Raw genomic sequence first — 20,074 nt, forward strand, 5'->3', positions numbered from 1 at the left:
TTATGTATTATTTTACCAGCGACTACACAGAAGGCTGCACTCCTGAAATACTGGAAGCACTGGCAGCAACTAATTTTGAACAGACCGGCGGTTACGGGATCGACCCATACTGTGAAACAGCAGCCCTGCTGATCAAAAAAGAATGCGGCCGCAGCGATATCGACGTACATTTTATGACAGGCGGCACGCAAACCAACCTGACGATCATCTGCGCAGCACTGCGCCCCTTCCACGGCGTTTACGGTACTGTACAGAGCCATATCAACACGCACGAAGCCGGCGCGATCGAACGAACCGGCCATAAGGTAATCGACCTGCCGACATCTGACGGCAAAATCACAGCTGCCATGATCAGACAGCAGCACGAGCTGTATTTAGGCGACCCCAGCCGCGAACATCTGGTCCAGCCCAAAATGGTCTATATCTCACAGCCGACAGAGATCGGTTCCCTGTACCACAAAGAAGAGCTGGAAGCGCTGTATGCCGTCTGCCGGCATTACGGACTTTATCTTTTTATCGACGGGGCCCGTCTGGGCTACGGCCTGACAGCTCCTGACAATGACCTGACACTGGCGGATATCACAAACAACTGCGATGTCTTCTGCATCGGCGGCACCAAATGCGGCGCGCTTTTCGGCGAAGCGGCAGTTATCATCAATCCGGCTCTAAAAGACGATTTCCGCACGATCATGAAGCAGGGCGGCGCTGTACTGGCCAAAGGACGCCTGCTGGGCCTGCAATTTGAAACTCTTTTTACAGACGGACTTTATTATAAGATCTGCCGTCATGGCGTTGAACTGGCTCTGCAGATCAAAGCAGCTGTCCAGGAACGCGGCCTGGGCTTTGTGACCGATTCCACAACAAACCAGCAGTTCATCATTTTCCCGCAGGCAATGTACGACGAACTGAGTAAACAGTTTGCCCTTGCACCCTGGGAATACATGGACGACGGCAGGATCGCCGCCCGTATCTGCACCAGCTGGGCCACAGACCCACCTCAGGTCGACAGACTCTGCAACATGATCAAAGCACTTTAAGACAAGCTTATAAACAAAATGACCCGTACGGATTTTATCGTACGGGTCATTTTTTATTCGCTTTCCGCAGCGGTTATCTGCGACATGAACGGTTCATTTTCCAGCTCTTTACTGTAAATGACACAATTATTTTTGCCACGCTTTTTCGCCTCATACAAAGCCTTATCTGCTTTATATAAAAGCACTGCATCATCTGTGCCATCTACGGGATAAAACGATACGCCTACGGATATCGACAGCGGCACCCGGACATCAGCTTCAAGTCCCAGTTTTTCGATGCCTGCTCTCAGCTCATCCGCTTTCATCAGCGGCAGACGGCTATCCTTAATGTTACGCATAATGATCAGAAACTCATCGCCGCCGATGCGGCAGACGATGTCGTCGATCCGGAACTGCTTGCTGATCTCATTGGCGATCCGGCAGAGAACCTCGTCACCGAACAAATGTCCATGCCTGTCGTTGACCATCTTAAAATTATCAACATCCAGGAACATGACCGCAGCCTTTTCCTTCTGCGGTTCGCAGAGCATCTGCTGCAGCAGGCGCTCGCCATAAGCCCTGTTGCCAAGCTTGGTCAAAGCATCACTCTCAGCCTGCCTTTTCCAAAGTCCGATCTCACGTTTCATTTTATCGATACTGACCATCCTGCCCACGATACTGAGCATGACGCCATAATTTTCTTTATCCCAGATCGAATTTATATGGATCCTGTACCATTTTTCTTCGCCGAACTTATTGATCAGCCGGACATCTTTAACATAACCGCTGTTCTCTTCTGTCAATGCCTTGGTCAGCTCCGCCAGCTGCTGCAGATCCTCCTGTAAAATAGGCATACTGCTGTAAATGGCCTCTTTTGCGTTTGTGACAACACATTCACCGCCAAAAATATTTTTATATTCATCCGAGAAAATGATCAGGTCTTTTTCAAGATCATAGTCAAAAATTATATCGCCGCTCATGGCGAACAGCGCCTTCTGTTTTTCGCGTTCTATTTCCAGCAAACGCGCAACGCGGCTGTTTTTATCCATATCACAGCTATAGCATTTTTTACCGCTGAATTTCTCGGTATTGGGATGCTGATAGTGATACACTACCGCCGGCAGCCCGTCGTCTGACTGTAAAATTTCCGGCAGTCCCGGAGCGATTTTCAGAAAACACTGCAGAAGATCGGGGCTGAATGCGCCGCATTCGCCTTTTTCAATCATTTGCACCGATTCTTCATGGGTAAAAGCACCTTTATAACAGCGGACACTGGTCAAAGCGTCATAACAGTCGGCCAGCGACACGATCTGCGCATAAATAGGTATCTCTTTGCCGATCAGTCCGTCAGGATAACCGCTGCCGTCCCATTTCTCATGGTGCCAGCGGCAAATATTGTAATGATAGCGGTACTGCTCTTTATTCTGCTTCAGACTGTCGATACTTTCCAGAATCTCACAGCCGTACAGCGTATGCTCCTTCATAATTGCAAATTCTTCTGCCGTCAGCCGACCGGGTTTATTCAGGATATAGTCCGGGATTGCGATCTTGCCTATGTCATGCAGTGCCGCCGCCATCGAAATATCCTCGATGGTCTTATCGCTCATTTTATATTCGGCATTCTGCCGTCCCAGCTCCTTCAGCATGATCTTGGTCAGCTGACGGATACGCTGGACATGCTGTCCTGATTCGCAGTCGCGGAATTCAACGATCGTACTCAGGGTATCGATCATAGCCACGTTGAAATTACGCAGCTGTTCATTCTGCTTTTCGATTTTCGTCATCTGTTCCTGGACCAGCTTTTCCAGTTTATAACGATAACGGTACAATTCGATGATATTATTAACGCGCTGGCAAATATTATCTGGGTTGAACGGTTTTAAAACGACATCAACCACACCCAGACGAAAGCCTTTGGAAATAGCATCGTTGGACGATTCGGCCGTAATCAGAAAAATAGGCGTTTTCTCAGTCAGGCCTTTGCCGTTCATAATTTCCAGAGCTTCCAACCCGTCCATGATCGGCATCACGATATCCATCAGCACGATCGCTATTTCCTCGTGATACTGCTCCATCAGATCTACAGCCGTTTTACCGTTATCTGCTTCCAGTATTTCATAGTCACCGGCAAAAAGCTCACACAGGATCGCCCGGTTAAGCTCAACGTCATCGACTATCAGGATTTTATCTTTCTGCCTCTCCAAGCCTGTCTGCCTCCTTTTGCGGTTACTTATATCACAGATTGCAAGCAACTGTAAAATTCATAATCATCACAATTCTATATGTTCTATTATATTATTTTTTTGTATTTTACACAATAAAAACTTCTTTTTATAAATAAAAGATCACTATTCCTTCAATAATTGCTGCAGCTGCAGTACCTTCTGCCGCCAGTCATCGCTGTACGCTCCGCCGCCCTGAGCAAAATGCTGCGACCCGCCGCCCCTGCCGCCAAACAGCTCGCCTGCCTTTCTGCAAAGACTGCGGCAATCAGCCTGCGTCTGTTCCCCGCTTCCCAAAACGAAATTGATCCGCTCCCCGGATCTGTACACGACCGCAGCTACAGTACGCCCGTCTGCCAGCAGTTTATTCAGCAGCAGTCTGGCATCGGCGGCGCTGCAATCCTCCTGTGCCGTCGCGACATATTTAATGCCGCCCTCATCGACAGCAGCCTGCGCTAAAAGCTGCGGCGCTAAAAATTCATATAATTTAGCGGTCTGTGCTTTTAACCGTTCATTCAGTTCCGTTACTTCTTCCTGCAGCTTCCTCAGTCCCTGCGGCACGCCCTCCGGCTTCATGGAAAGCAGGCGCCCGGCCTGCCAGACGTATTCATTTTTGCGGCGTGCGTCTTCCAGTGCCCAGCGCCCGCATAAAAACTCTACTCTAATCCCATCCTTATGTTTATCAAAACGATTGATCCGGATCAGACCGATCATACCTGTACGTAACGGATGCGTACCGCAGCAGGTACAAATATCCCCGTCTGCCACCGTCACGATCCTCAGCGTGCCTGTCAGCTTTTCATTTTTCTTACGCATCACTAGCGCTGACAGCTCCGTATGCGGCAAATAACTGACAATGATCGGCTTATCCTCCCAGATCTGGCTGTTGGCATAATCCTCGGCCTGCTCCAGCTCAGCCGCTGTCAATTCTTTATCCAGGTCAATAGTCACCAAACGTTCGCCCATATGAAAACCAATATTATTAGCTCCGAACAGCTTCCAGACCGCATGCGAAAGAATATGCTCGCCGGCATGCTGCTGCATATGGTCCAGCCGGGCCTGCCAGTCCAGCACCGCTTCGACCTGCGCCCCAACCGGCAAAGGCCGCTCACAATAATGCACTACTTCGCTGCCGCGCTGCGCAGCATAAGTCATCTTCACTCCGCCCAGCGTTCCGCGGTCACTCAGCTGACCGCCGCCCTCCGGAAAAAATACCGTCCTGTCCAGAACCACGGCATACCCGCGTTTATCTTCTGCACAGCTCAGCACCGTTGCCAGGCAACTTTTCAGCATCGAATCCTGTTCATATAATTTTTCTGTCATCTTAAAAACCCCTCGTCAATAAAATTTATATTTTTATTATAACACTGCCACCGGCAACGGTTAAGCAATATCAGCCGCAGTTTTCTTCATCATTTAATTTATGTTATAATGTGAACAGTTAAGTGAGCACCGTTTAGTCACGAAATGAATAAACGAAATTGCGAACTTAGCCAAAAGACGCGATTGTATAATGAGCGTCGTGGGTTTCCTTTTCCGACGAAGTCGGCAAATATATTTTCGAGCCTAGTGAGAACATATGCCCTTGCGGTATCGTTTGATTGCTTAATGAGGTTTTTTCGAATTTAGCAATCATACATGCCCTTGCGGTATAATGTGAACACAAAATCAAACTATCATAATACACTCAAAGGAGCAGGCAATGTATAAATATATCCTTTTCGACCTTGACGGCACCCTTACCGACTCAGCACCCGGCATCATCCGCTGCGTGCAGTATGCCCTGGAAAAATGCGGCAAAGGCACCTGCCCCGACCGCGAGCTGCTGCCATTTATCGGCCCGCCGCTGACAGAATCCTTCCAGAAAGTCTGCGGCATGACTGCCGCAGAAGCAAATACGGCCCTTGAATATTACCGCGAGCGCTTCGCACGCGTAGGTATGTACGAAAACTCCGTCTACGACGGTATTCCCGAATTACTGCAAAACCTGCGGCAGGCAGGCAAGACCCTTGCCGTAGCCACCAGCAAGCCGCAGCTTTACGCAGAAAAAATCCTGGAACACTTTGGCCTCGCCGCTCACTTCTCAACAATAGCAGGCCCCGGGTTCAACGGCGAGCTGCCAACCAAAGCCGACGTGATCAGCGAAGTGCTGCAGCGGCTGCACCTTACCGCTGCTGATAAGAACGCCGCCGTTATGCTGGGCGACCGCGAGCACGACGCTATCGGCGCACAGCAAAATAAAATCGCCATCATCGGCGCAGGCTACGGTTACAGTTCCCCGGGCGAACTGAGTGCCGCCGGTGTCAGACAAATCGTTTCTGCTCCACAGGATTTTGCAGACTTTTTATTATGATTTATTTTTAAAGCAGTTACATCGATCATGATGTGGCTGCTTTTTTATTTTCCTCTGCGCCTTGAACTTTTCGCAGAACCATTGACATATAACGCTTCACACTGCATAGATAAAATTGATTTTTCAGACTATTATATATCATCAACTTATTGAGAACAGCTATGTTTTTTAACAAATTAATTTTAGCACAAATTATTACTTGTAATATAAAAAGTTAAATGTTATAATTCTATCTGATTTCAAAATTGAATACTTTATGATAATCAGGTGCATTATTGCCTAACAGAGAAATCGGTGCAATGCCGATGCGGTCCCGCCGCTGTAATGCCGAGCAAACCTCAAAACGTCACTGGGAAACTGGGAAGACGAGGTACGCGATGAAGCAGAGCCAGAAGAACTGCCTGATTATAGCCCATTACGATCCTGCGAAAGACAGGATGGAGCGTTGCAAGAGCTTTTTACGCTTTTCTGTCTTTATGCGCAGAAAAGCGTTTTTTATTTTGCTTTTATTTTTCTGACACGCGAAACCCGGTCAGCTCGGTCAGAAAAACTAAAGATATAAAAATTATTTGACGAGGTGTTTAAAAGATGGATGGGAAGAAAAAAATCTGGGCAACGGCCGTCTTATGCGCTGTTGCCAGCGTTGGTTTTGTAGTACCCGCTGGCGCCGAAGAAACCATGACGCATGATTTGGACGAAGTCATCGTCGAAGCCGACAGAAACACTCTGCCGGGGGGATTTGTAGCCAACAACGACAGAGTTGGCATTTTGGGCAATATCAAAGCAATCGATGTTCCTTTTACACAAAAAAATATACTGAAAAAACTATTATGACCTTTTATGACCCCAATCAGCCTTTAAACGGTACTTTGGCTAATACCCCTTCTATTCGTATCGGCAGTACTTCTCCCATGTATACAGATTTCAGTATGCGTGGCGTCAATATGAATGCTTCTCATTACTACATCAACGGTATTCCCAATATGTTCAACCAGACCCGCAGCATCCCGGCATATATCCTCAGCAGCGTCGATATAGTCTCCGGCCCTAACACCGTGCTTAACGGCGCTACCTTTTCCAACAACGGCACTAATGGCACCGATGCGCCGGCAGGACTGCTGAACGGTACAACTAAACGCGCTGCTGCAGACCCTGTCACCCGCTATACACAGCGTTTTTCCGGACGCAGTACCTGGACCGAAGACCTTGATCTAGGACGCCGCTTTGGTAAAAACAATGAATGGGGCATCAGAGTCAACGCCCATAATGAAGACGGCGGCCTTTCCATAAAAGGTGCCGATGTACGTGATAAAAGCATTTATATCAACTTAGATCATCAGGACGCTAAAAGTATGACTAATATTTTCGGCGGTTATTATGACTGGAAGGTAAATGGAGGCCAGCGCTGGCTCAGCGCCAGCGGTGTTACCAAAGGCAATCTGGCAGAAGCCCCGAACGGTAAAACAGACCTCAGTTTTGACGGTCAGACCAAATATAATCACGGCATGCTGTTTACCTTAAACCATATCCAAAAATTCAGCGATAAATGGAGCGGCTTCATCAACGGTGGCTACGGGCATTATTCCGAGCATAAAAACGATCCCAACAGTGGTTCACTGACTCTCGGTGACAACGGCAAGCTCTCCGGTAAATTCCGCGACTATGTCTCCGACAGTAAAAGCAGTTACTGGCAGGTCGGCGTTTCTAACAAGGCCGCCATCGGTAATGTAAAAAATGACTTGTCTTTTGCCGTTGATTATTTCATGTATAAAAGTAAAGCCGTCAATTCCGGCAGTGCTGCAGGGCAGGCCACTATCGGCGGTGATCTGTGGAATGGCGTTCATATTATCGGCACTCCAATCGCTGCTGCTGACATCGATTCTGTTGGCTACAGCAAAGAATATGCTTATGCAGCAACCCTGGCCGACCGTTTTGAATTTGGCAAAGCTTCGTTATATGCAGCACTGCAATACCGCGATACCGAAACTGAAAGTGCTTCCGGCGCCAAAGTCAGCAAAGATTCCCTTAATCCTACCTTTGCTATCGCTTATAAGCCTGTCGAAAATTTATCAGTATATGCCAGCTACGCCCAATCCTATACCAAACCGGTAGAGGTAAGTAAGTCTTACGATAATGCCGGTGAAATTTTTAAACCTATCAAAAACAAACAAACTGAGGTCGGCATCAAATACCGCGGCGGCGAAATTTTACACAGTTTGGCCTTCTTCGAATTAAATCAGGGCAGCTATATCAAAGAAGATAATCCCGGCGGTAAAATAGGAGAAATCTACACGCAAAACGGCGAAAATAAATTCAAAGGCGTCGAATACTCTCTGACCGGTAAAGTTGCTCCTAAATGGAATGTTATGGGAGGCCTGATGTACCTTGACGGTAAACGTGAAAAGCTTGCTAAAGGCAGTGAGCATCTCGAAGGCCGTTATGCTACCGGTACTCCTAAATGGAACGCCGTTTTGGCAACGGAATATGAAGCGGACCAGAATAATTCCGCTATTTTCCGTATGAACTACGTCGGCAAGTCCCACGTTAACGATAATGGTGTTATGGCCCCCGATTATATGACCTTTGATTTAGGTTATAAACATAAAACCAAAATCAATTCCACACCTGTTACTTTGACTGCTATGTGTTATAACGTTTTAGGCAAAGATTACTGGATCTCCCGCGGTACCTCCGTAGCTCTCGGCGCGCCGCGTACAATGATGCTGTCAGCGCAGTTCGATATTTAGCAGACAGCCACACTGCTTTTAGGAATTAAGTCCAGGTATACCATCAGCGTGCATACCTGGAAAATTTATTAATAAAATTATGAGGTGTTTACCAATGATAAATAAGCACAAGAAATTTTTAACAGCGGCTGTTTTCTGCGCCATTGCCAGCACTGGTTTTGTTCTGACGGCCAGTGCTGAGGAAACCATGACACACGACCTAGACGAAGTCGTTGTCGAAGCCGATAAAGACGCCCTGCCCGGCGGCTATGTAAAAACCAAAGGCAGCATTGGTATTTTAGGCGAAAAAAGCGTCCTGGACGTGCCTTTCAGCAATATGAACATCACGCAAAAAACCATTGAGACTTTCGGCGGCCCCAATCAGCCTTTACAAAGTATTTTAGCAAATAACCCGGCTGTGCGGATTCAAGGCACGACTTTGCACAACGATTTCTCTATTCGCGGCATCAAAGGCAACGGTACCAGTTCCTACCTAAACGGTATCCCCGGTCTAATGACTCAATTTGCCGCCCCTACCTTTATGATCGGCGACATTCAATTTATTTCCGGCCCTAACAGCGGCATTACCGGTATTCCCAGCACTTATGAAACCACGGCAGCCGGCGGTATAGTTAATTTTGTTTCCAAAAAAGCAACAGAGGCACCGCTTACACGTTACCGCCAAACTTTTTCAGGCAAAGGGTCTTTTGGTGAATACCTGGATGTCAGCCGTCGTTTCGGCAAAGACAAAGAATGGGGCGTACGTATCAACACAGAATTACTGAATGGCAATACGGCAATCAACAGCAATGATATGGAAGCCCAGGGTATTTTTGCCAACATCGACCACCGTGATAAAAAAAGCAACACCAATTTACTTGTTGGCTACCGGCATTTAAATATCGAAGGCGGCGCACGCTGGTTCTCATTAAAAGCAGCAGCGATCGGCAAAGAGATCACCAAAGTGCCAAGCGCTCCTGAAGCAAGCAAAAATTACGGTTTTGATGGATTGGCCAAAGAATCAGAAGGATACATCATTGCTTTAAATCATGAACAAAAAATGAATGCCGACTGGAAATGGTTTCTGAACGCCGGCATGAACAGCAACAAACTGCAAAGAAACATCATCGGCGCCAGCAGTAATTTCGTTATCATCAATGACAAAGGCGATGTCAGTAATAATTTAATGTCCACACAAACTGTTACCAAAAATTATTATGCCCAGCTCGGTATCAACGGCAATATTAAAACCGGCGCAGTAAATCACGATGTAACCTTAGCCCTGGACAAAGCCTGGCACAGTATCGAAGGCGCCAAAAACATGTATAACAATGGCAGTATGGGCAGTGTCAGCGGCAATATTTACAGCGGCCTGCAAGGCAACAATGTCTGGTATCCCTCAATAGAAACCGGTTTGAGCAGTAAAGATCAGTATTGGGGTATCTCTTTAGCTGACACTGTAAAATATAAAAAAGCCCAGCTTTTACTTGGTGTGCACAAGCATAATGCTTCGGTCGACAGCTATAATAAAATTACCGGACGAGTAACTCAAACCGTTGGCAGCGATGCTTTATGCCCCACTTATGGTTTTGTTTATCAGCCCGATGAGCATACTTCTTTGTATGCCAGTCATTCTGAAAATTTTGATAAGGGCACTATTGTTGCCAGCAAATATGCTAATGCCGGTGAAGTCTTAAATCCTGCCAAAACCAAACAAAATGAAATCGGCTTTAAATATGCCAATGCCGGCTTCCTTACCAGCTTAGGTATTTTTAACATCAAGCAAGCCAACAACATCGAAGTCTACAAAGGCAGCACGTATTTGCAGCAGGACGGCGAACAGGAATACCAGGGGATAGAATTGTCTGTGAATGGTAAACTCGCCGATAAGTGGAATTTCATGGGCGGTCTGATGTATTTGGATGCCACTCAAAACAAAACCCAAAACGGCACTAACGACGGTAAAACTGTCAATGGTGCGGCCAAATGGAATGCTGTGGCCGTACTGGAATATAATCCGGATGAAAAATTCAGTATTGTCGGACGGGCAATGTACACCGGTAAAGCCGATATTTATAATGAACAGCTGCAGACCCCTTCTTATATGACTTACGACTTGGGTGTCAATTATAAAACTGCTTTCAACAAAACTCCTGTTACCTTGACTGCAATGTGCTACAACCTTACTGATAAAAACTACTGGACTGCCTATGGTAATAATCTGATCTTATCCAGCCCGCGTACCCTGATGCTGTCCGCAACCTTCGACATTTAATTTTCACTTCCATTATCAAAGAGGGTATGTATGCCCTCTTTGATTTTGTAATAGCAGGAGGCAGTTACCGCTATGCTTAAATTCACCGATATCGACTTCAACGCAGTCTGGCAGGAAACCTTTGGCTGGAACGCTGCCGGCGATACCGACAACCGCAAATTCAATGACCAGGCAGAAAATGATTTTTGGGTCCGGCTGGCGCCGCGATATACACAGGAATATAATCTCAATCACGATACCGGCCTGATTGCCGATAAACTGGCCGGCCTTCTGGGCAGGAATAAAACCATCTTGGAAATAGGCTGCGGCAGCGGTAATTTCACTTTGCTGATGGCACAATATTCTCAGCAGATCCTCGGTCTTGATTTTTCACCTGCCATGCTGGCTGTGCTTGAAGAGAGGCGGCTTGCCGAAGGTATCGGCAATATTCGCACGCAGGCAGGCAAATGGGAAGATTTTACAACTGACGCTGTATTCGACTACATCGTCAGTGTCAATTCACTCTACCGTATCCGCGACATAAAAAGCGCTTTATTGAAAATGCACGCTTACAGTACCCAGGGCTTTATCATCGTCAGAACTATCCAGCGGCCGTTCTTTTACAGCCTTTATCAGAAAAACGGCGTGTCCTGTCCTGAATGTCTTGATTATCAGCTGCTGCCGCTGCTTTTATGGCGGCTTGGTCTGCAGGCCAACGTAGAATTTCTAACTTACCCCAAAAAGAAGTATTTCCTCGACCTGGCTGATGTAAGTCAGGAAATGCAGGCTGATTTGACTGCGCAAATCTTTCATGAGCAGCAGGCAAAGCTTTTGCAGGCTTTTACCGGACAGGCAGCTTTTACAGACGGACGATATACGATCAGCCAGCCGCGCACTACTGTTATTATTTCTGTAAAAAATAAATCTGGGATGAAAATATGAAACATTTTTATAAGCCCCTGTTACTGCTGCTTACGACAGCCGTGCTTTTGCTTGGCGGCTGCGGCGTGCAGCAAACTGCCTCAGAACAGGAAAAAAATATCACAGCTGAAAACAACGCCGTTGTTTTAGCTGCCGGCAGAAATTTGGCCCCAGGCGAAAAAGACGGTTACTATTGCAGCAAGATTTTAGGCGTTTGGGAACCACTGATCACCAAAGATGAAAACGGCCTGCCCAAACCCTGCCTGGCCACAGGCTGGGAGATGAAGGACGGCGGCAAAGAATGGATCTTCCATCTGCGCCAGGGCGTACAGTTCCACAACGGCAGCCCTTTTAATGCCGATGCCGTTATCAAAAACTTTGAGCGGATGAAATTAGGCGTCAAACGTTCCTCTTTTTATGGTCTGGATATCAAAACCTTTTATCCGTCGCTGATTCGTTACGAAAAAATCGACGATTACACCTTAAAATTCCTTTTTGCCGAGCCCAACGTCAACCAGCTGTATAAAATGATCGACTTCGGCAGCCCTGTCTATGCCCCGGAATGCTTTGCTCCCGACGGCAATTTTCAGGGCTTCGCTATAGGTACAGGGCCTTATAAGATCACTGAAAACGTACTGAACAAATATGTCCGCCTTACCCGCAGCGATACTTATTACGGCACTAAAGCAAAGGTGCCCGAAATCGTAGTCAGGAATATTCCCAATCCCGACGTCCGTTATGCGGCCTTAAAGGCCGGCGAAATTTTAGGAGTTCTGGACATCAACGCCATTCCGCCCTTTTTGGCTGAGGAAATCAAACAGGATGACCGTTTTGCAATATCGACCAATAAATCGACGATGATCCGCTTTTTGGCCCTGAACGGCAGCAGATTTCCTTTTAACGATGTACGTATGCGTCAGGCCGTCAGCCTGGCGATCGACAGAAAAGATCTGGTCCAGGCATTATATTTAAACTATGCCGAACCAACTGCCAATCTTTTGAACTACACCAGCCCTTATTATAAAGACTATCCGGTAGAATATGACCCCGAAAAGGCGCGAAAACTGGCCCGTGAAGTGTTAGGCGGACAACGCTGCGAAGTGGTCTACTGCATCAATGGCGGCGAACCGCTGCAGAAAGGCGAAGCAGAACTGATCTCATACTGGCTGCAAATCATTGGCCTCGATGTGACGATCCAATCGCTGGAATATGCCACCATGGCCCGGCAGATGCGCCGAGGCGACTATGACATTGCCCGCGTACAGCAGGGCTTGCCTAACGGCGACCCCTACAGTATTTTTTATACTTTTATGATGCCGGACGGCAGCCGCAATAAGATCAGCTGCCTGGCTTACCAAAATCATGAGGTCGCAGCTTTACTGCAGGAGGCCAAGCATTGCACAGATGAAAATAAACGCCGTGCCATTTATGATCGGTTGCAGCTTATTTCCATCGAAGACCAGCCTGTAGTACCGTTATTCAACGACCGCAGCATCGTTGCTTACAGCAAACGTTTAAAAAATTATGATGCGCTGGTTTACGGCGTTAATTTAGCAGAAATTGAGTTGATAGACTGATGATTAGTTATTGCTGTAAAAGAATCCTGACTGCTGTGCCCGTATTGCTGGGCATCAGCCTGCTGGCTTTTATACTGGGCGTCTTATCGCCCGGCGATCCGGCTGAATTTGTCCTGAATCAGGACGGATTATATGCCCCCAGCGAAGAACAGCTCGAAGCGATGCGCGAAGAACTTGGTTTGAATAAACCACTGTGGCTGCGCTACGGTCTGTGGCTGATGGGAGTTCTGCAGGGCGATCTTGGCAGCAGCTATATCACCGGCCGCGACATTGCCGCCGAGATCGCGCAGCGCCTGCCTGTGACGCTGGAGCTGGCTGTACTCGCGCTGCTGATGGCAGGTGTGGGCGGTATCTTTTTTGGCAGCATCTGTGCAGTTTACCGCGGCAGCTTTTTTGATAACTTCGTCAAAAACCTTACTAATATCATGCTCTCGATTCCCGGTTTCTGGCTGGCTTTGATCCTGATCCTTATTTTCAGCGAACAGCTGCGCTGGCTTCCCACCAGCGGTACGGGCAGCCTGAAATATTTCCTGCTGCCGGCTTTCGTTCTGGCTTTTGCCACCATGGCCACTGTCTGCCGCTTTATGCGCGGCGCACTGCTGACAGAATTTGGCCGTCAGTATTTTCTGGTCGCCAAAGTACGTGGAATCAATAAATTCAACCTGCTCACACGCTATGCCCTGCCTAATGCCATTATCCCCGTCATCGCTCTGCTGGGCAATTATTTTGCCAGCGTTCTGGGCGGTTCTGTAATAGCCGAAAGCATTTTTGCTATCCCCGGTATCAGCAGCATGGCACTGGAAGCCATCCGCTACCGTGACTATCCGGTACTGCAGGCTTATGTTCTGGTCAGCGGCTGTACGCTGATCCTGGTGATGGTAACGGTCGATCTGCTGATCGCTTATCTCAATCCCAAGGTAAAGCTGGGTGAGCGGTCATGAAAAAATCAAACCTGCAATTTTACTGTGCGGCCAGTGTGCTGCTGCTCATTATCGGCGCCAGTATCCTGGCACCGCTCCTGGTTACACACAATCCCTTTGAACCCGATATGGCAAACCGTCTGCAGCCGCCCTCCTGGCAGCATTTTTTTGGTACTGACGCTCTGGGACGCGATATGTTCAGCCGCATTCTTTACGGTGGCCGTGCTTCGATCCTGCTTTCACTGGCTTCGGCAATTCTGTCGCTTGGTGTCGGCCTGGTAATCGGTCTCTTCTGCGGCTTTTACGGCGGCAAATTGGATATGCTGTGCACTGTCGCCAGCAACATTTTCCAAGGCATTCCGGGCAGCTGCTTTATGATCGCCATTGCCGGCATTTTCGGTCCCAGCATCAAAAGTCTGGTACTGGCGCTGGTCATTACCTCCTGGGCCGGATTTTCCCGTATCGTGCGCGCTGAAGTCATGCAGCTTAAAGAAGAACCTTTCATCGAAGGTCTGCGCTGTCTGGGATGCAGTGACAGTCGGCTGCTGCTGCATCACATCATTCCCAATATTGTCAACAAGCTGCTTATTCTGTTCACTATCCGTGTGGGACGCGGGATTCTGTCCATTGCCGGACTCAGCTTCCTCGGCCTTGGCGTTCAGCCGCCGACTCCCGACTGGAGCGTGATGGTCAGCGATGCTGTTTTGTATTATCGCAGTTCACCGCATCTGATTTTGATACCCGGAGCCTGCATCTTTTTTCTGATCTACGCTATCAATAATCTGGGCGAATTTATGCGTGACAAACTGGATGTACGCTTTGATGAGGTGCGTAAATGGTAACTTTAAACTCTGCAGCACTTGATCTGGTGCTGCATCAGCTTTACGTGCACTTTCCTGTCCCCGGTGGACTGGTTCGGGCAGTTGACGGTGTTGACATCTGCTTCCGTCACCAACAAATCACTGGTATCATCGGAGAAAGCGGCTGCGGTAAATCCGTTTTGGGGCAGGCTATTTTAGGCATTCTTCCCGATTATGTCGCTCGCAGCGGCAATATTTTCTACCGCAGTACAGATATTCTGGCAGACAACACTTCCCTGCCCGGTTTTTACGGACAGCAAATCGCCCTGATACCCCAAAATCCCGGCGACTCACTCAACCCGCTGCGCACAATAGGCAGGCAATTCGACGATATCCTGCAGACTGCCGGATTCAAGGATAAAACCAACCAGCGCAAGCAACAGCTGCTGACCTTTTTCGGATTACCGGATGCAGAGCGCGTACTCGCCGCTTATCCGCATGAGCTTTCGGGCGGCATGCTGCAGCGCGTATTATGCGCGATGAGTATTTGCTGCTCGCCCCTGTGGCTTCTGGCCGACGAACCTACCAAAGGACTGGACGAAACAGCCTGCGGCGTTGTTTATGAAAATCTGCAGAAAATAAAAACCAGCCAGTCACTGGGTATGCTCATCATCACCCACGACTTACAGCTGGCACGTTCTATCTGCGCCAACATCGCCGTTATGTATGCCGGCCAGATCGTCGAATACGGTCCCCAAGTCCTTACCGGCCCACGCCATCCATATACCCAGGCTTTCTTGGCAGCACTGCCGGAAAACGGCTTTCAGCCGCTGCCCGGCCTGCCGCCATTACCGCAGGATCATTTGCCCGGCTGTCGGTTTGCGCCGCGCTGCCCCAGCTGTCAAAAACGCTGTCTGCAGGAAGTCCCGCCTGTCTATGACAGCGGCACCGCGAAAGTGAGGTGCTTCCTCTATGCTTGAAGCTGTCGAAGTTTCTAAAAAATATTGGGACCGCAGCAGCGGCAGGCAATACGATGTTTTACAAAGCTGCAGTCTGCAGATCGCTGCCGGAGAAGCAGTCGGTCTGATGGGACCCAGCGGCTGCGGCAAAAGTACTCTGGCACGTGTATTGCTGCGGCTTCTGCCGACAGACAGCGGCCGAATCATCTTTCAGACGCAGGACGTGACTCAGCTGTCTCAGAAACAGCTGAAACCCTTTCGCCAGCAAGTACAGTTCATATCGCAGCGTCCTGAAAGCTTTTTTGATCCGCTGCTGAAATTGGGCGCCAGCCTGCGTGAACCGCTGCATATCTTTGATCTGCCTGACAGCAGCGAGATTATCGAAGCCGCACTGGCCACAGTCAAACTGTCACCTGCCCTGCTGGACCGTTATCCGCATCAGGTCAGCGGCGGCGAAGTACAGCGCCTGAGTATCGCCCGTGCGCTTTTGCTTAAACCGAAACTGCTTATCCTGGACGAGCCGACATCAATGCTGGATATCTCCGTCCAGGCACAGATCCTACAGCTTTTAAAAAATATTCGCCGGCAGGAACAGATGGCGTTCCTCTTTATCTCCCATGACAAAGCCGTAATCAATTATATGTGCGACCGCCAGCTATATATGCAGGAAGGCAGGATCACCTGACAAAAAAACACCCAACGCTATGCGTTGGGTGTTTTACTTTAATAAGAACATCAGTACCGCTTCTCCTGCCGTTACAGCCATTGTCCCAGTACTTCCTGCAGCCGTTCGATACTGACCGGCTTGCTCAGATGCTCGTTCATCCCGGCATTGAGCGCCATCTTGATATCTGAAGAAAATGCGTCAGCCGTCATTGCCACAATTGGTATCTGCCGCGCATCTTCACGCGCCAGCCTGCGAATCTCCCTGGTTGCTTCATAACCGTTCATAACAGGCATCCGCACATCCATCAATATCATTTCATAATGACCGGGCGCAGATGCATTAAACATTTCCACTGCCCGCCGGCCATTTTCAGCACCCTCGCAGACTAACCCCAGGCTTTGCAGAAACTCCAGAGCGATCTCCATATTCAGGTCATTATCTTCAACTATCAGTACCCGATGTCCCGAAAAATCGCTCCTGCCCGCAGGCTTTACTGCCGGCAGCGGTTTTACTGCATCATCGCCCAGCCAGCGCAGCGGCAGCGTTAAGGTAAACTTTGCGCCGCCTTCCGGCCTGTTGGCGGCTTCGATAGTGCCGGCCATCAAATTTGTCAGGTTCTTGCAGATTGCCAGCCCCAGTCCCGTCCCCTCGATTTTACTTGTACGGCTGTCTTCACCGCGTTCAAACATATCAAAAATTTTCGGCAGCAGTTCTTCCGACAGCCCCGGACCGTTATCGCTGACAGTAAAAACATACTGCGAACGCTGCGGGATCACTGCGGAAAGCTCCTGCAGCCCCAAAACGATTTCTCCACCTTCCGGAGTATATTTGACCGCATTACCTAAAACATTAAGCAAAATCTGCTTGAGATGCGTACTGTCAGTCATAACCTCCGCATGTTTCAGCTCTTCAAGCTCCAGCCGCAGATTTTGCATTTTTTTACCGGCCATCGGGCGGATGATATTTAGTACATCCTCCAGCAGCTGCGGCAGGCTCAGCTCATCATCTGTTAAAATAACTTTACCGCTTTCGATCTTCGACATACTTAAAATACTGTTGATCAGCTCCAGCAAATGGGCGGAGCTGCTGCCAATTTTATTAAGACAGTCCAGCGTTTTGACTTTATTCTCAATATTCTGCCTGGCGATAGTCGTCATTCCGATGATCGCATTCATGGGCGTACGGATATCATGGCTCATCTGCGACAAAAAAGCGCTTTTCGCCTCATTAGCAGTATGCGCCGCCACCAAAGCTTCCTTCAATTCCTGCTGCTGTTCCATCTCACGGCGGCGCTCATCATCAATAAAACGCGCCACCAGGACCGCCTGTTGTTTTTTCGAACCGCTGTAATCCGGCAGATATGAAACCATCAGACTGATCCATTTATAGACCCCGCCGTTTTTGCGACGCAGCTCCATTTCCAGCTTATCACCGGTTTTAGTCAAAACCCGGCGCATCTCCCGTAAATTAAAACGCTGCCTGAATTTATGCCAGTCCTCGCGCGGTACTACATCTCTGGTATAGGCCAGAAATTCCTCACACGTGCCGTTATACGGATAGTCCACGCATTTTTGCCCGGTCAGCTCAACAAAATGATAAGTACCTGCGTCCAGATCAAAATGCACTACGGCATAATAAATATCGCCCAGCACGTGATTGATCTCATAATTAAGGCTTTCGACCAACTGCTTTTCCTGCTGCATCCGTTTCCAGGCGTCGATATCGCGCATCGTACCCACAACGCGTACCGGCAGTCCCTGTTCATAAACAGTCGTTGCCTGCACTAAATACCACTTGTTATCTATCTGTTCGTCAATATAACGGCGCATCCTGATTTCCAGGGCTTCTTCACTGCGTTCACCGCGCAACAGGCCCAGCCAAGCCTCCCGATCCGATGGATCGACAAGATTTTCTTTTATGACCACGGAAAGATAATCCGGGATATAACTGCGCCGTGTTTTTTCCTGAGAATTTTCAGAAGCTATATTGCTCCAGGAATGCATCACCTGTAATCTGATATCATATTCAAACAGCAGATCTATACTGGATTCCATCGCGACCCGGTAACGTTCTTTTTCCTCGTACAGCTGCCGTTCCATATCCCGGCGCTGGGTAACGTCGCGCATAAAACAGCCGCAGTAGCCGTACATCGGCTGATAGCAGTCGACCGACAGATATTTTTTTAAATTTTCGTTATAATCCTCGATATTTTGGGTCAGACCTTCCAACGCTGTTTTCGTATAGATATTCAGCCATTTGGCGCCGTTATCGCCCCAAATATCGCTGAAAGACATTCCCAAAAGATAATTTTTACCGTCGATACCCAAAAAAGAGGCACAGGCGCTGTTGGCATAAACAAAGATAAAATCCTGAGGCAGTCCGCTTGCATCGGCCTCTACCCTCAATACATATACTGGCAGCGGCAGCTTATCAAACTGCATCATCATACCACGCTGCATCGCGGCAAAATCTTTGTTGAATTGTTCTAATAAAAGCTTCTTTTCCAAGCTTTCTCACCCTTCCGCGGCCAAAGCCAAGGTTATCTTACAGCATGCCCGTACAAAAACCTGTCGACGATCAGATCCGCCAGTTCAGCATCGGTAAATTCAGGCTGACCCACATAGTGCAGCACCGACATCGTTACCCCGCCGAATAAATGGTGAGCCGTGATCGTAGGCTGCCCCTGCTTCATAAAGCCAGTCTCCATACCTTCGCTGATAATCGTCACCAGACATAAGACCTGCTCCCTGATCAGATTGCGGTACCGCAGGATACGGTTATATTCATCTTCAGACAGAGTATCACCGTACAAAGAACTCATTTCCCAGGAACCATCGTTTAAAAATACCGGATGAAAGCCGCGCTGATTGCCGCTCACCTCATACCATAAAATCCGATACAGATCCTTATTATCCCGCAGAAACGGCAGCAGCGCCAGCATATAGCTTCTGATTTTTTCGCTGGTGCTTTTACCTGAAGCAACCACTTCCTGCAGGCATTGCAGGAAAGGCTCTATCTTACTGGCGACAAGCGTATAAAATAAGTTATCCTTATTGCCGAAATATTTATAGACCGTGCCCTTACCTGTATCCGCAAGCGCAATGATCTCGTCTAAAGTCGCCTGCACATAGCCGCGGCGGCTGAAAACTTCCTCTGCTGCCAGCAATATTCTCTGATCTTTAGGTAAGGTTTTGTCTATTTCGCGCATAAATCAAACTTCCTTTCAATAAATATTTCTATTTCTCCATTATTATATATTATTATAAGTTTTTTAGACAAACTTTACAAATTTATCTTTCCAAACTTCACTTTGTTTCATCAAAAAATTTTGCTATTTTATTTTTTCACAATTTTAGGGCTTTATATCGCCGATGCTTTCCTATATAATAGAGTTGAAATCACAGAAAACTATTATTTATTTTTTCTAATTATTTTTGTTCCGCTTAAGGCGGATAGTTTTTGAGAAAGAAGGAGGTCGCGATTATGAGTCTGAAGGTCCATACAAATCGCTGCAAAGGCTGCGGGATCTGCGTAGCATTTTGTCCCAAACAGGTTTTGGCAATCAGCGAGATCGAAAAAGTAGAGGTGGTCGCCGAGGATAAATGTATCCAATGCGGCCAGTGCGAAACACGCTGCCCTGACTTTGCGATTTTTGTAGA

The 20,074-nt window shown here is 48.1% G+C and carries 16 protein-coding genes and 1 riboswitch; of the genes, 12 read left to right on the plus strand and 4 right to left on the minus strand.

Annotated elements, in window-relative coordinates; genetic code table 11:
* Window positions 1–2 precede the first annotated feature (2 nt).
* Window positions 3–1,037 carry a threonine aldolase family protein gene (locus tag C8D73_RS05030; RefSeq protein ID WP_113077502.1) on the plus strand — a complete coding sequence of 345 codons (1,035 nt, stop codon included), beginning with the start codon at window positions 3–5 and terminating at the stop codon, window positions 1,035–1,037.
* A gap of 53 nt (window positions 1,038–1,090) precedes the next feature.
* On the opposite strand, the gene C8D73_RS05035 is transcribed toward C8D73_RS05030, so the two are convergent.
* Together C8D73_RS05035 and C8D73_RS05040 are read right to left on the minus strand one after the other, a co-directional pair.
* Window positions 1,091–3,220 (minus strand): diguanylate cyclase, encoded by a 2,130-nt coding sequence (locus tag C8D73_RS05035; protein WP_021719077.1) that lies wholly within the window; start codon window positions 3,218–3,220, stop codon window positions 1,091–1,093.
* Window positions 3,221–3,364: 144 nt separating this feature from the next.
* A complete protein-coding gene (locus C8D73_RS05040) occupies window positions 3,365–4,561 on the minus strand; it encodes an alanyl-tRNA editing protein (protein WP_113077504.1) in 1,197 nt (398 codons plus the stop codon).
* A gap of 379 nt (window positions 4,562–4,940) precedes the next feature.
* Between C8D73_RS05040 and C8D73_RS05045 the strand changes: the two genes are divergently transcribed.
* From C8D73_RS05045 to C8D73_RS05090, 10 genes are all read left to right on the plus strand, one after another.
* Complete coding sequence (locus C8D73_RS05045; protein ID WP_113077505.1) at window positions 4,941–5,591, plus strand: HAD hydrolase-like protein; 651 nt, start codon at window positions 4,941–4,943, stop codon at window positions 5,589–5,591.
* A gap of 248 nt (window positions 5,592–5,839) precedes the next feature.
* Window positions 5,840–6,010: riboswitch (cobalamin riboswitch) on the plus strand.
* Window positions 6,011–6,179: 169 nt separating this feature from the next.
* Window positions 6,180–6,425 (plus strand): hypothetical protein, encoded by a 246-nt coding sequence (locus C8D73_RS05050; protein ID WP_113077506.1) that lies wholly within the window; start codon window positions 6,180–6,182, stop codon window positions 6,423–6,425.
* The gene (locus tag C8D73_RS05055) at window positions 6,422–8,338 is read left to right on the plus strand and encodes a TonB-dependent siderophore receptor (protein WP_113077507.1); all 1,917 of its coding nucleotides are present in this window, start codon (window positions 6,422–6,424) and stop codon (window positions 8,336–8,338) included. Before C8D73_RS05050 ends, C8D73_RS05055 begins: the two co-directional genes overlap by 4 nt.
* A gap of 94 nt (window positions 8,339–8,432) precedes the next feature.
* Entirely contained in the window at window positions 8,433–10,592 is a 2,160-nt protein-coding gene (locus tag C8D73_RS05060) for a TonB-dependent receptor (RefSeq protein ID WP_170123170.1), read from the plus strand.
* Between the two features lie 72 nt (window positions 10,593–10,664).
* Window positions 10,665–11,513 (plus strand): class I SAM-dependent methyltransferase, encoded by an 849-nt coding sequence (locus C8D73_RS05065; protein WP_113077509.1) that lies wholly within the window; start codon window positions 10,665–10,667, stop codon window positions 11,511–11,513.
* Complete coding sequence (locus C8D73_RS05070; protein WP_113077510.1) at window positions 11,510–13,069, plus strand: ABC transporter substrate-binding protein; 1,560 nt, start codon at window positions 11,510–11,512, stop codon at window positions 13,067–13,069. Before C8D73_RS05065 ends, C8D73_RS05070 begins: the two co-directional genes overlap by 4 nt.
* Window positions 13,069–14,010 carry an ABC transporter permease gene (locus C8D73_RS05075; RefSeq protein ID WP_113077511.1) on the plus strand — a complete coding sequence of 314 codons (942 nt, stop codon included), beginning with the start codon at window positions 13,069–13,071 and terminating at the stop codon, window positions 14,008–14,010. Before C8D73_RS05070 ends, C8D73_RS05075 begins: the two co-directional genes overlap by 1 nt.
* Window positions 14,007–14,831, plus strand: coding sequence for an ABC transporter permease (locus C8D73_RS05080; RefSeq protein ID WP_113077512.1), 825 nt, complete (start codon window positions 14,007–14,009; stop codon window positions 14,829–14,831). The genes C8D73_RS05075 and C8D73_RS05080 overlap by 4 nt, the downstream gene beginning before the upstream one ends.
* Entirely contained in the window at window positions 14,825–15,769 is a 945-nt protein-coding gene (locus tag C8D73_RS05085) for an ABC transporter ATP-binding protein (RefSeq protein ID WP_113077513.1), read from the plus strand. Before C8D73_RS05080 ends, C8D73_RS05085 begins: the two co-directional genes overlap by 7 nt.
* Entirely contained in the window at window positions 15,762–16,433 is a 672-nt protein-coding gene (locus C8D73_RS05090; RefSeq protein ID WP_113077514.1) for an ABC transporter ATP-binding protein, read from the plus strand. The genes C8D73_RS05085 and C8D73_RS05090 overlap by 8 nt, the downstream gene beginning before the upstream one ends.
* Before the next feature lie 71 nt (window positions 16,434–16,504).
* On the opposite strand, the gene C8D73_RS05095 is transcribed toward C8D73_RS05090, so the two are convergent.
* Window positions 16,505–18,922: a PAS domain-containing hybrid sensor histidine kinase/response regulator gene (locus C8D73_RS05095; RefSeq protein WP_113077515.1), complete on the minus strand. Its 2,418-nt coding sequence runs from the start codon at window positions 18,920–18,922 to the stop codon at window positions 16,505–16,507.
* A gap of 32 nt (window positions 18,923–18,954) precedes the next feature.
* Window positions 18,955–19,623, minus strand: coding sequence for a TetR/AcrR family transcriptional regulator (locus C8D73_RS05100; RefSeq protein WP_113077516.1), 669 nt, complete (start codon window positions 19,621–19,623; stop codon window positions 18,955–18,957).
* Between the two features lie 275 nt (window positions 19,624–19,898).
* On the opposite strand from C8D73_RS05100, the gene C8D73_RS05105 reads away from it, so the two are divergent.
* On the plus strand, window positions 19,899–20,074 hold a 176-nt coding region (locus tag C8D73_RS05105; RefSeq protein WP_113077517.1), incomplete at its 3' end, for a 4Fe-4S binding protein.

It is taken from the genome of Phascolarctobacterium faecium DSM 14760, from assembly GCF_003269275.1.
Classification (GTDB): domain Bacteria; phylum Bacillota; class Negativicutes; order Acidaminococcales; family Acidaminococcaceae; genus Phascolarctobacterium; species Phascolarctobacterium faecium.